The sequence below is a fragment of the Streptomyces sp. PU-14G genome, from assembly GCF_041028275.1.
In the GTDB taxonomy this organism is placed as follows: Bacteria; Actinomycetota; Actinomycetes; order Streptomycetales; family Streptomycetaceae; genus Streptomyces.
The window spans coordinates 1-12,198 of the sequence record NZ_JASKYT010000215.1; the positions used below are offsets into that span (position 1 = coordinate 1).

Sequence of the window (12,198 nt, forward strand, 5' to 3'; positions counted from 1 at the left end):
GTCCTCGACAACCCGCGCAACCTCGGCAACGTCGGAGCCGTCGTACGGCTGGCAGGGGGGGGGGGGGGGGGGGGGGGGGGGGGGGGGGGGGGGGGGGGGGGGGGGGGGGGGGGGGGGGGGGGGGGGGGGGGGGGGGGGGGGGGGGGGGGGGGGGGGGGGAAGGAAGCGGAGAGCGGAACGGGGAGGGAAGCGCGCAGGGAAGTGGCGAACGGAGCGGGGGCCCGGGTGGCGAGGCGCCGCTCGTCGTCCTCGACAACCCGCGCAACCTCGGCAACGTCGGAGCCGTCGTACGGCTGGCAGCGGGCGCGGGCGCCGCTGGGGTGCTCACCACCGGAGACGCCGACCCCTGGCATCCCGCGGCCGTCCGCGCGGGCGCCGGACTGCACTTCGCCGTGCCCGTCGCACGACGGCCGGTGACGCAACTGCCGGACCTGCCACTGTTCGCCTTCGATCCGGAAGGCGCGGATTTGCGGTCCGTGAAGCTGCCGGGGGGCGCGATGCTCGCCTTCGGCTCGGAGCGGCACGGCCTGTCCGACGCGCTGCGCTCACGCGCCGATCACCTGGTGGCGCTCCCCATGCGGCCGCAGGTCTCCAGCTACAACCTCGCCACGAGTGTCGCGATGGCGCTGTACCACTGGATGTCAACCACGGGGTGACAACCGCGCTGCATGGCAAGCGCTGCACGGCTCCGGCCCGGTCTGCTTTCCTGACTGACCGACTTACTGACTTACCGACCGACCGGCCGACCGGGTCGGATCGGGTCGGGTCAGTCAGGAAGGCGGGCCGGTGCCGTCGCCCGAGGTTTTCCAGCCGGTACGGGCGCGTACCGGCGCGGGTGCTTACAGGTACGGGCCGCCGGTGCGGCGGCTCTCCTCGTTGGCCTGCGCGGCCTCCTCCGGCGGTACGGCACCCGCAGGCAGCGCCCTGCGCATCTGCTCCAACTGGGCGCGTGCCGCCATCTGCTGGGCGAACAGCGCGGTCTGAATACCGTGGAAGAGGCCCTCGAGCCAGCCGACGAGCTGCGCCTGCGAGATGCGCAGTTCGGCGTCGGTGGGGGTGGAGTCATCGGTGAAGGGCAGCGAGAGCCGCTCCAGCTCCTCGATCAGCTCGGGCGCGAGCCCGTCCTCCAGCTCCTTGATCGAGCTGGTGTGGATCTCCTTGAGGCGGGCCCGGCTGGCCTCGTCCAGCGGCGCCGCCTTCACCTCCTCCAGCAGCTGCTTGATCATGCTGCCGATCCGCATGACCTTCGCCGGCTGCTCGACCATTTCCGTCACGGGGACCTCAGCCTGCTCATCGCCCTCACCGTCGCCCTTGGCGCCGGTACCCCCAAGAGCCATTCCGTCCGGGCCCACGACCAGGACCTGCGGGCTCTCCTGCGACTGTTCGTTGCTCGGCTGCGTCATGCCCCCATTCTGCATGTGTGCCGGGCCCGGCGCCGAGCGAGGGAGGTACTCAGCCGCGCCGCAACCGCAGAGCCAGAAAAGCGAGTCCCAGTCCCATCAGCGCCATCCCCGCGCCGAGCGGCAGGACGGGCAGCACCTGGCCGGACGGCTGGGCGGCTACGCGGTCACCGCGCGCGTCGGTCCGCTCGGGGACGGGCCCCTCGGAGGCGTACAGGTCGTGCTTCCCGATCGCCTCGTCGGAGCGGTGCGGCGCGGTGAGGTTGCCGGAGGAGGAGGGCCGGTCCTCCGAGTGGCCCGGCCGGCCGGGGTCCTCGCCGTGTCCCCCGCGTCCGTGCGTCTCCTGCCGCCGCTCGCGCTCGCGCTCCTGATCCCGCTTTCGCTCCCGCTTTTGTTCCCGCTTCCTGTCCTGTTCCCTGTCCCGCTCCGCGTCCCGGTCGCGTCTCCGTTCGCGTTCCCGGTCCTTTTTCTGTTCCTGTTCGCGTTCTTTGGCCTGGTGCCGTTCGTCGCGCTGCTGCTGCCGGCGCTGCTTCTCCTGCTCCTGCCGTTCCTGCTGCTTCTTGTGGTCCTGGTGGGGCCCTGGCCGCTGTCCCTCGTTCGGGGTGCCGTGAGGCCCGTCCGGACGCCGCTGCGGCCTATCGTGCCGAGCATCGTCGTCGCCGGGAGGGGGGTCATCCGAGCGGTGAGGCAGCGGTCGGCCGCCGTCACTGTGGGCGTCGTCGCCGGGCCGCTCCGGAGACTGTCCGAAGTCCTTCGGCCGGGGGAATTCCGGACGTCCTCCGGGACCGGATTCGCGGGCGTCCTCGGGGTCAGCGAAAGCGTCAGGAGGGGAGACCGTTTGCACCGCTTCTTCTGCCGCTTCCACTTCCGCCCTGACGTCCGTCCTGACATCCGCCACCGCTTCCGTGATGCCGGCTGCCGCCTCCGTTTCGGCCGTCCCTTGCGCCGCCACTTTCAGGTGCCCCGCGTGTGGGACCTCCGCTCCCGGAAGCTGCTGAGCGACGCCCCTCAGCTTCTGAGCGACGCCCGGCAGCGGCTGAGCGACGCCCGGCAGCCCGGGGGTGTACGTAGCCGGAAGCGTCGGGCCGTACGACTGTGAGGTCGGCGGGCCGTACGTCTGCCGGGACGTGGGGCCGTACGACTGTGCGTGTGACGGCAGCACCGACCGTGTGGGGTGCGGGGAACCGGTGGGGCTGGCGACATCCGGTTCCGCGCCGTCCTCCGCGAGGGCGGCGGGCGCCGGGAGGGCAAGAAAAAAGCAGGTCAACAGGGTGAGCGCCCTGTTCCGCCGCTGAGAGTGCCCCACGACCGTGACCCTTCCGAGCTGGATGGTCCGCAGACCACACCAGAATCACATAAAGGGACAAATAGGGCATTTCGGGCAAGCGGTGTGGGTGAGGATGCGGCCCGGACGGCCGAGGGACGGCCGAGGGACGGCCGAGGGACGGCGGAGGGACGGCCGAGGCAGGACGGCTGCGAGGGGACGGCCGCGAGGAGACCCGCTGTCCGCGCGGCGGGCCGCCTCGCGGCGTGCGGGGTCACTCCGTGGTCAGCAGGAGCTTGCCGATGTGGGTGCTCTCGTCCAGGGTCCGGTGGGCCCGGGCCGCGTCGGACATCGGGAAGCTGCTGTCGACGACGGGGTGCACACGGCCGTCCGCGATCAGCGGCCACACGTGCTCGCGCACGGCGGCGACGATGGCCGCCTTCTCCTCCGGAGGCCGGGCGCGCAGCGAGGTGGCCGTCACCGCTCCGCGTTTGGCCAGCAGAGCGCCCAGGTTCAGCTCGCCCTTCGCGCCGCCCTGCATACCGATGACGGCGAGCCGGCCGTTGACGGCCAACGCCTTGACGTTCCGTTCCAGGTACTTGGCGCCCATGTTGTCGAGGATGACGTCGGCTCCCGCGCCGTCGGTCGCGGCACGCAGCTCCTCCACGAAATCCTGTTCGCGGTAGTTGATCAGGATGTCGGCGCCCAGCTCGGCACACCGCTCCAGCTTGGCGGCCGTACCCGCCGTCACCGCCACCCGGGCCCCCACCGCCTTGGCGAGCTGGATGGCCATGGTCCCGATGCCGCTGGAGCCGCCGTGGACCAGCAGGGTCTCGCCGGGGCGCAGGTGAGCCACCATGAACACGTTCGACCAGACGGTGCAGGCCACCTCCGGCAGCCCGGCCGCCGTCGCCACCTCCACGCCCGCCGGGACGGGCAGCAGCTGACCGCTGGGCACCGCGACCTTCTCCGCGTAACCGCCGCCGCCGAGCAGCGCGCACACCTCGTCGCCGACCGACCAGCCGGACACGCCGGGGCCGAGGGCCGAGACCCGGCCGGCGCACTCCAGGCCCGGGTACGGGCTCGCGCCGGGTGGCGGATCGTAGAAGCCCTGCCGCTGGAGGACGTCGGCGCGGTTGACGGCGCCGGCCACCACGTCGACGAGGACCTCGCCCTCGCCGGGTTCCGGGTCCGGGACCTCGGCCCAGACCAGCGCCTCGGGACCGCCGGGTTCGGGAATCGTGATCGCATGCATACCGCCGACGCTACCGGGCACCGCACGGGCCCGCGCGGGTCAGCCCCCGCGGCCGTTCACGTGAGCCACCGCAGCAGTTCGGCGCGCGCGACCGCTCGAATCGGCGCCCTGCTCGAATCGGCGCCCTACTCGGATCGGCGCCGGCGACCGCTCGGATCGGCGTCCGCGACCGTTCGGGTATCAGCACCCGGCGCCCGCACGGGGCACTCTCCCGGGATCGCGGTGACCGCCTCCCGCGTAGGTGAAGCGCAGCTTCTGATCGGGGGTCGGTACGTAGGCCTGCCGGCATCCGGCGCAGAACCAGAACCAGGAGTCCTCCTTGCCGGGCCCCGTCTCGCGGGTGTCCTTCCACAGCAGGCGCTCGGGGCAGTTGGGGCAGGTGGGCGGCGGGTCCATCGCGTCATCGTCACGCCTGGCGACGCGGCGCGGACCGCCGGGCACACTACAGTCACCTGAAGGGGTGAGAGCGGGGGCGGTGACCCGCCGCCGCGCCGGTCACCTCGGCTCGCCCCTGCGCTCGCCCGGCTCGGGGAGCGCCCGCGACGCCCGGTGGATGACGACCAGCCGGTCGGTCAGCGCCAGGCTGGCGGCCTCCGGATCGTCGTAGGCGAGTATCCGGTGGCCGCGGACGACGGAGACGACCAGGTCGTCGCACTCGCGCGGGGAGCGGCCCGCCTCCGCCTTGGTGACGGGACGCTCCTTGAGGTCGAGCCCGGTACCCCGCTGGATGAGGTCCTCCAGTACCGAGCTGGCGTTCGGGCTGAGCATGGCGAGCCCGAGGAGGCGTCCCGCCGCGCTGGCGCTCGTGATGACCTGGTCGGCACCCGACTGCCGCAGCAGCGGCGCGTTCTCCTCCTCCCGCACCGCCGCGACGATCTTGATGCGCGGGTTGAGCTGCCGCGCCGTCAGCGTGACCAGTACCGACGTGTCGTCCCGTTGCGGCGCGATCACGATCTGCCGCGCCCGCTGCACCTCGGCACGGACGAGCACCTGGCTCCGGGTGGCGTCCCCTTCCACACCCGCGAAGCCCTCCGCGTTGGCCGCTTTGACCGACTGCGGATAGGCGTCGATGACGACGACCTGATCGCGGCCCAGCCCTGTGGACAGCAGGGTCTGGATGGCCGAGCGGCCCTTGGTGCCGAACCCGACGACGACGGTGTGGTCGCGCAACGCGGACCTCCAGCGGTTCAGGCGCCACTGCTGACGGGTGCGGTCCGTCAGCGCCTCGAGCGTGGTGCCGATGAGAATGATCAGGAAGAGCACGCGCAAGGGCGTGATGACGAGGGTGTTGACCAGACGCGCACTGTCCGAGCCCGGGGCGATGTCACCGTAACCGGTCGTCGAGAGGGTGACGGTCGCGTAGTAGAGGCAGTCCAGGAACGTCATGTGGTCGTCGACGTCGTCCACGTAGCCGTCCCGGTCCACGTACACCAGCAGCACCGTCACCCACAGGACCAGAAGTGCCGCCAGCAACCGCCGCATGACCTGACGCAAGGGCGAGACGGAAAGGCGCGGCAGCAGCACCGAGCCCTGCCGCTCGGTGTCGCCGTCCTCGCGAGAGCTGTTCAGGCGCCTCACCACGGGAGCTCCACAACCGCCACGTCCTCACCCGGCGCCGCGCCGCCGGGTGGCACGACGGCCAGCGCGTCACAAGAGGCGACTCCGCGCAGCATCGCAGGGCCCGCGTAGCGCAGCGGCCTCACGCGTGCCCGCACGCCGGAACCCTCGCGCCGTACCGGCACCAGCCGGGTGTCGCGCGGATGGCCCGGCACCTCGGCGCCCAGTGTCGCGGTGCGCGGTTTCGGCTCCGCCCGGCCCGCGAGGGCCCGCAGCAGTGGTCCGGCCAGCGTCACCAGCCCGGACAGCGCGGCCAGCGGATTACCCGGCAGACCCACCAGATACCGGGGGCGCGCTCCCGGTAGCGTGCCCGCCCCCACCGCGGCCTGCGCGCCCGCCCTCACTCCGGTCTGCGTGTTCGCCCTCGCGCTCGCGCCGGTCTGCGCGTTCGGCGCCGCTCCTGCTCCGGCCTGGGGGCCCCGCGCCGTTCCGGCCCGCGCGTCGGGCGCCGCTCCCGTCTCGTCGTCGGGATCGAGCACGGCCAGCAGCATCGGATGGCCCGGCCGCACCCGCACCCCGTGCACGAGCAGCCGGGCGCCCAGTCGGTGCAGCGTCGGCTGCAGGTGGTCGACGGGGCCCGCGGCCGTACCGCCGGTGGTGACCAGCACATCGGCCGTCGTCCCCGCCACCGCCTCGTACAGGGATTCGGCGTCGTCCCCCAGCAGCCGGGTGGCCGTCACGTCGGCACCCAGCGCCGTCAGCCATGGTTCGACCATCGGACCGAGCGCGTCCCGGATCCGGCCGTCGTACGGCAGGCCCCGGTGCAGCAGTTCGTCACCCAGCACCAGCACCTCGGCGCGCGGGCGCGGGACGACCTCCAACTCGTCGTATCCGGCCGCCGCAGCCAGCCCGAGCACGGCAGGCGTGACGGGAGCACCGGTTCCCAGCAGCGCGTCCCCCGTGCGGCACTCCTGACCGCGCGGACGGATGTCGGTACCGGGTTGCGGTGGCGTGGCGGTACGCAGCCGCGCCGCGCCGGTCCGCTCGGCCGCCTCCCAGCGCAGGACGGCGCTCGTACCTGCGGGAACGCGGGCGCCGGTCGCGATGCGGATGGCCTCTCCGTCGGCCAGCCGCGGCGGATCGGAGCGGTCACCCGCCAGGATGCCGGGGCGCTCCTCACCGTCTGCTGTACGGGCGAGCTCCCAGGGTCCCGGCCCGGAGACGGCCCAGCCGTCCATCGCGGAGGTGTCGAACGGCGGCAGGTCCGTGAGGGCCCGCAATGGTGCGGCCAGCGTGTGGCCCAGCGCCCGGTTCAGGCCGAGCGAGGTCGGTGGGGGCGGTGTGGCCGCGGAGGCCGCCATACCGGCCGCCTCGGACCAGGAGGGCGCCGCCTCGTGTGCTGCGCGTCCCTGGCGCCCCTCCCCGCCGCCCGGCCGCTCGGCCTCACGGGAGGCCCCGGAAGCGTCTCCCGGGTGGTGCGGGGCAGGGCGTCCGGCACCGTCCGCCGGCTCATCACGGCCGCTGTGCCCGGCCTGCGCGGAGCGGCTGTGACCGTCCTCGGCTTGCCCTGCCGGGTCCACGGGCTCCATGGCGTCCTCGCCGTGCTCGCTCCACTGGATACGCCGGATGCGCTTGAGGCGCGGCGCGGGGGGTGGCTCCGGGCGGGTCCGACCGCTGTTCGCCAGGGCGATGGCCTCGTCGAGTTCGTCGGCGCCGCTCATCGTTCGTCTGCGTTTTCCGCGTTGTCGTTCGTCGCGTTGTCGTTCGTCGTGTTGGCGCTTGCCCCGTTGTCGCTCGCCCCGCTGGCGCTCGCCGCGTCGGCGGTCTCGTCGGCCCAGCGCCTGGCGAGTTGTGCCGCGCGGGCCGCCGCGCGAGCGACGTCCTCCGGTGAACCGTCGGCGCGCGCCGCCGCGTAACCCACCAGGAAAGTGGTGAGCGGCGCGGCCGGGCGCGCGACACCGTGCGCGGCGTCCCTGGCAAGGTCGAGCAGCGCGGAGGTGTCCACGTCGATGTCGATGCCCAGTTCCGCCTTGACTGCACCCATCCATTCATCCAGCACGCTGTCATGCTCCCTGATCCGGGCCCGTGCTGTGGCGATGTCGTCCCAGGTGTCGCAGTCCAGCGCGGCGGCGGCGAGGGCGGGCGCGGAGGAAGCGCTCACACGGTGCCGTCTCAGTCCCTCCAGTACCAGACGGAGCGGCAGGCCGGACAGGTGACCGTACTCGGTGCGCAGGAGCGCCAGTTCACGCCGCAGCGGCTCCAACCGGTACGCCGCGAGCAAGGGTTGCTCCCGCCCGTCGTGTGCGACGGCGGCCTCGGCGTCGCCGGGCAGGGCCAGCAGTGTGTCCACCGTCTCGCGGGTCAGGAAGGGCAGGTCTGCCGAGACGACGAGCACGGGGGTGCCGGGACTCGCGTGCAAGACGCACAGCCCCGCGTCCAGGGCGGCGAGCGGGCCGCCGCCGGGCGGGTCCTCTCGCACCCAACCGACCGGGCGGTATGTCGCGCGCCGCGGCCCCACCACGACCGTGGTCGCCGCGTCGGCGCACGCCGCCAGGACCCGGTCGAGCAGCGTCCTGCCGCCCACCCTGACGGCGGGTTTGTCCACGCCCCCCAGCCGGCTCGCCCCGCCGCCCGCGAGGACGAGCGCGGCGTACGGGTGGCCGTCGTCCCCACCCGCGCCACCGGGTGGATCACCGGGGCGGTCGGGCGGTCCTGCTGCGGAGGGTCGTCCAGGAGCGTGCGTCACGCCTCAGAGCGTACGGAGGAGCCGTGCCGGTTGCTCCACGCAGTCCGCGACCAGGCGCAGAAAACCGCCCGCCGTGCCGCCGTCGCACACCCGGTGGTCGAACGTGAGAGAGAGCTGCACCACGCTGCGCACCGTCAACTCCTCGTCGACCACCCACGGCTTGCGCGCGATCCGGCCCACGCCGAGCATCGCGGCCTCCGGGTAGTTGATGATCGGCGTCGAGCCGTCCACCCCGAAGACGCCGTAGTTGTTCAGCGTGAACGTGCCGCCCGTCAGCTCCGCCGGAGAGAGCGTGCCCGCGCGGGCCGCCTCCGTCAGCTGGGACATCCGGGCAGTGAGCTGCTCGGCGGACAGCGTGTGCGCGTCCCGTACGACCGGAACGACGAGGCCCCGCTCCGTCTGCGCGGCGAAGCCGAGGTGCACCTCGGGCAGCACGACGATCTCGCGCGCCCCGGTGTCCACCCGCGCGTTCAACTCCGGGAAGCGGGCTAGCGCCGCCGTGCAGACCCGGGCCAGCAGCGCCAGCAGCGAGACGGGCGCGGCGGGCTCGCCGAGCGCGGGGGTGACGGCGTTCATCTGCCGTCGCGCCGCGAGGAGTTCCGTCGCGTCGGCGTCCACCCAGCAGGATGCGTCGGGGATTTCGCTGCGGCTGCGGGAGAGCCGGTCGGCGGCCGTGCCGCGCATCCCGCGCAGCGGAATCCGGCGCTCGGCCCGTCCGCCCTCGTCGAGCCCGTGTCCCTCGTGTCCGTATCCGCGTCCCCCGTGTCCGTACTCGTGTCCCTCGTGTCCGTACCCGTCGCGCTCCTGTCCGTCTGGGTCGTGCGGTGTCCGAGCGGCGTGCTTTTCGGATGCCTGTACGGCCCGTTCCACGTCCGCGCGTGTGATCAGCCCGTCGGGGCCGCTTCCGCTCATCTCTCTCAGGTCCAGAGCGTGTTCGCGGGCCAGGCGACGTACGAGAGGGGAGATGACGGGTACGGGCGTCCGGGCGGTGCCCATCGCGCCGGTGTGCCGGACCGTGCCGGTCGTCTCCGTGCCCGGGGCCCAGGCCGCGGCAGGCTGGGGAGAACGCGAGGCGACTCGGGGACGGCGGCCGGGCGCGGGGGCCGTCCCGTAGCCCACCAGGACGTTGCCCGAACCGCCGACGTGCTCCAGCTCCGGACCGTCCCCCGCGCGCTCTCCTCCCCCGCGCCCGCTGCCTTCTCCCGTTCCGTCCGTCGCTCCGACTTCTGCGGACGCCTTCCCGTCGGTGTCCCTGCGGGCATCCGCGTGCCCGTCACCGTCCGCGGGACTCACCGCGACGGTGACCAGCGGCGCGCCGACCTCCACCTCGCCGCCCTCCTCGGCGGCGTGCGAGGTGACCATGCCGGCGTAGGGGCAGGGCACCTCGACCAGCGCCTTGGCCGTCTCCACCTCGACGACGGGCTCGTCCACCCGTACGGTCTCGCCGACCGCGACCAGCCACCTGACGACCGTCGCCTCGGTCAGCCCCTCGCCCAGGTCCGGGAGACGGAACTCACACACCTCGCCCATCAGCCCGCACCCCCGTCCCGGCCCGCGTCCTCCTGCTGCCGGGTCCAGCCGCTCTCCCACTGGAGGCGTGCGACGGCGTCCAGGATGCGGTCGACGCCCGGCAGGTGATGCCGCTCCAGCATCGGTGGCGGGTAGGGGATGTCGAAACCGGCGACGCGCAGCACCGGCGCCTCCAGGTAGTGGAAGCAGCGCTCCGTGACGCGAGCGGCGATCTCCCCGCCGGGGCCCGCGAACCCGGGCGACTCGTGGACGACGACGGCCCGGCCCGTGCGCCGTACGGAGGCGACCACCGTCTCTTCGTCGAACGGCACCAGGGAGCGCAGGTCGATCACCTCCAGGTCCCAGCTCTCGGCTCCCTCCTCCCGCGCGGCCTCGGCGGCCTCCAGACAGAGCGGAACGGAGGGGCCATAGGTGATCAGGGTGGCGGAGGTGCCCCGGCGGCGGACAGCGGCCCTGCCGATGCCGGGCACCTGTTCGGGTTCCTCGGGGCTCCACTGCGCCTTGGACCAGTACAGCCGCTTGGGCTCGAGGAAGACCACCGGGTCGTCGGAGGCGATGGCCGCGCGCAGCAGCCCGTACGCGTCCGCGACCGTGGCCGGCGCCACCACGTGCAGCCCCGGCGTGGCCATGTAGTACGCCTCGGAGGAGTCGCTGTGGTGCTCGACACCGCCGATGCCTCCGCCGTACGGGATGCGTACGGTCAACGGCATCGGCATCCGGCCCCTGGTGCGGTTGCGCATCCGCGAAACGTGCGAGACCAACTGTTCGAAGCCCGGGAAGGCGAACGCGTCGAACTGCATCTCCACGACAGGACGCAGCCCGTACATCGCCATCCCGACCGCCGTGCCCAGGATGCCCGCCTCCGCCAGCGGGGTGTCGGCGCACCGCTGGGAGCCGAACTCGGCCGCCAGCCCGTCCGTCACCCGGAAGACACCGCCCAGCGTGCCGACGTCCTCACCGAGTACGTGCACGTCAGGATCGTCGGCCATGGCGTCGCGCAGGGCACGGCCCAGTGCCTGGCCCATGGTGGCCGGCTTGCGCCCGTCGGTGCCGCCTGCCTTGGGGGGCTGCCGCACTGCTGTGCTCATCGGGTCTCCTCCCCCATCCTCCCGTTGTCGCTCGTCCGCCGGGTCGTGTTTGCGGCCGTCTGTCCGGCCGTCTGACCGGCCGTCTGACCGGCCGTCTGTCCGGCCGTCGTCTCGGCTGTCTGTCCGGCCGTCGCCTCGGCGGCCAGCTCGGCCCGCAACTGGCCGGCCTGCTCGCGCAGCTGCGGTGTCGGCTCGGCGTACACGTGGGCGAACAACTCCAGCGGGTCGAGAGCCGGGTCACGGTTCATCCGCGACCGCAGCTCGGCCGCCTGCTGATCGGCCGCCTCCGCGACCTGACGGGCTGCCTCGTCGTCCCACAGGCCCCGCTGCCGCAACTCGCGCTCCAGTAGCGTCACCGGGTCGTGCGCGCGCCAGGCCTCGACCTCGTTGTCGGCGCGGTAGCGCGTCGCGTCGTCGGCGTTCGTGTGCGCCTCCAGGCGGTAGGTGACCGCCTCCACGAGCGTGGGGCCGCCACCGGAACGGGCACGCTCCAGCGCCTCGGTGAGCACCTCGTGCACCGCCACCGCGTCGTTGCCGTCCACCAGGCGGCCCGGAACGCCGTATCCCACCGCCTTGTGCGCCAGAGAGGGCGCGGCCGTCTGTTTGGCCAGAGGAACGGAGATCGCGAAGCCGTTGTTCTGCACGAGGAAGACGACCGGGGCCTGCCAGACGGCGGCGAAGTTCAAAGCCTCGTGGAAATCGCCCTCACTCGTGCCGCCATCCCCCACAAGGGCGAGGGCCGCCACCTCGTCACCCTTCAGCCGGGCGGCGTGCGCCAGGCCCACCGCGTGCGGCAGCTGGGTCGCCAGCGGGGTGCACAAGGGGGCGACCCGGGTGCGATGTGTGTCGTACCCGTGGTGCCAGTCACCGCGCAGCAGGGACAGCACCTCCACCGGGTCGAGACCGCGGGCGACCGCCGCCAGGGTGTCGCGGTAGCTGGGGAAGAGCCAGTCGTGCTCCGCCAGGGCGAGGGCGGCGGCCACCTGGCACGCCTCCTGCCCCCGGGACGAGGGATAGACGGCCAGGCGGCCCTGTCGGGTCAGCGCGGTGGCCTGCTCGTTGAACCGGCGTCCATGGACGACCGCGGCGTACAGCCGGTGCAGCAGTTCGGCGTCGGGGGCCGCGGCCACCTGCTCGCCCGCCCCACCGGCTGTCCGTGCGCCCCCTGGCGCCGCCCCCGGCCGCGTCGTTTTTCCTTGCGCCCGTGTGTGTGTTCCCGACCGCTTTGGTGTTCCCGACCGCCTCGGTGTTCCCGACGGCGTTGGTGCTTCCCGCGGTGCTTCCGGCCGTGCTGCTGCTTCCGGCCGTGCGCCCAGCACCCGGTAGGGCTCGGCATCGGGCAGGAGAGGGGCAGCGGC

The 12,198-nt window shown here is 73.3% G+C and carries 9 protein-coding genes and 2 pseudogenes; 1 reads left to right on the forward strand and 10 read right to left on the reverse strand.

Annotated elements, in window-relative coordinates:
- Positions 1–233: 233 nt before the first annotated feature.
- A pseudogene (locus AB8Z75_RS22655) lies at positions 234–656 on the forward strand (TrmH family RNA methyltransferase); the annotation flags it as partial.
- A gap of 183 nt (positions 657–839) precedes the next feature.
- On the opposite strand, the gene AB8Z75_RS22660 reads toward AB8Z75_RS22655, so the two are convergent.
- From AB8Z75_RS22660 to pdhA, 10 genes and pseudogenes are all read right to left on the reverse strand, one after another.
- Positions 840–1,403, reverse strand: a complete 564-nt coding sequence (locus AB8Z75_RS22660) for a bacterial proteasome activator family protein (RefSeq protein WP_369204839.1) — start codon at positions 1,401–1,403, stop codon at positions 840–842.
- Positions 1,404–1,452: 49 nt separating this feature from the next.
- Positions 1,453–2,244: a hypothetical protein gene (locus AB8Z75_RS22665; RefSeq protein ID WP_369204841.1), complete on the reverse strand. Its 792-nt coding sequence runs from the start codon at positions 2,242–2,244 to the stop codon at positions 1,453–1,455.
- Between the two features lie 694 nt (positions 2,245–2,938).
- On the reverse strand, positions 2,939–3,919 hold the full coding sequence (locus tag AB8Z75_RS22670) for an NAD(P)H-quinone oxidoreductase (RefSeq protein ID WP_369204843.1): 981 nt from the start codon (positions 3,917–3,919) through the stop codon (positions 2,939–2,941).
- Between the two features lie 180 nt (positions 3,920–4,099).
- Positions 4,100–4,315 (reverse strand): hypothetical protein, encoded by a 216-nt coding sequence (locus tag AB8Z75_RS22675; protein WP_369204845.1) that lies wholly within the window; start codon positions 4,313–4,315, stop codon positions 4,100–4,102.
- Positions 4,316–4,414: 99 nt separating this feature from the next.
- Positions 4,415–5,500 carry a TrkA family potassium uptake protein gene (locus AB8Z75_RS22680; RefSeq protein ID WP_369204847.1) on the reverse strand — a complete coding sequence of 362 codons (1,086 nt, stop codon included), beginning with the start codon at positions 5,498–5,500 and terminating at the stop codon, positions 4,415–4,417.
- Entirely contained in the window at positions 5,494–7,197 is a 1,704-nt protein-coding gene (locus tag AB8Z75_RS22685; protein WP_369204849.1) for a molybdopterin molybdotransferase MoeA, read from the reverse strand. Before AB8Z75_RS22685 ends, AB8Z75_RS22680 begins: the two co-directional genes overlap by 7 nt.
- Positions 7,194–8,222 (reverse strand): DUF6457 domain-containing protein, encoded by a 1,029-nt coding sequence (locus AB8Z75_RS22690; protein WP_369204850.1) that lies wholly within the window; start codon positions 8,220–8,222, stop codon positions 7,194–7,196. Before AB8Z75_RS22690 ends, AB8Z75_RS22685 begins: the two co-directional genes overlap by 4 nt.
- A gap of 3 nt (positions 8,223–8,225) precedes the next feature.
- A complete protein-coding gene (locus tag AB8Z75_RS22695; RefSeq protein ID WP_369204852.1) occupies positions 8,226–9,752 on the reverse strand; it encodes a dihydrolipoamide acetyltransferase family protein in 1,527 nt (508 codons plus the stop codon).
- Complete coding sequence (locus tag AB8Z75_RS22700; protein ID WP_369204854.1) at positions 9,752–10,840, reverse strand: alpha-ketoacid dehydrogenase subunit beta; 1,089 nt, start codon at positions 10,838–10,840, stop codon at positions 9,752–9,754. Before AB8Z75_RS22700 ends, AB8Z75_RS22695 begins: the two co-directional genes overlap by 1 nt.
- 134 nt (positions 10,841–10,974) lie before the next feature.
- Positions 10,975–12,183 (reverse strand): annotated as a pseudogene (gene pdhA / locus AB8Z75_RS22705) (pyruvate dehydrogenase (acetyl-transferring) E1 component subunit alpha); the annotation flags it as partial.
- Positions 12,184–12,198: the final 15 nt, after the last annotated feature.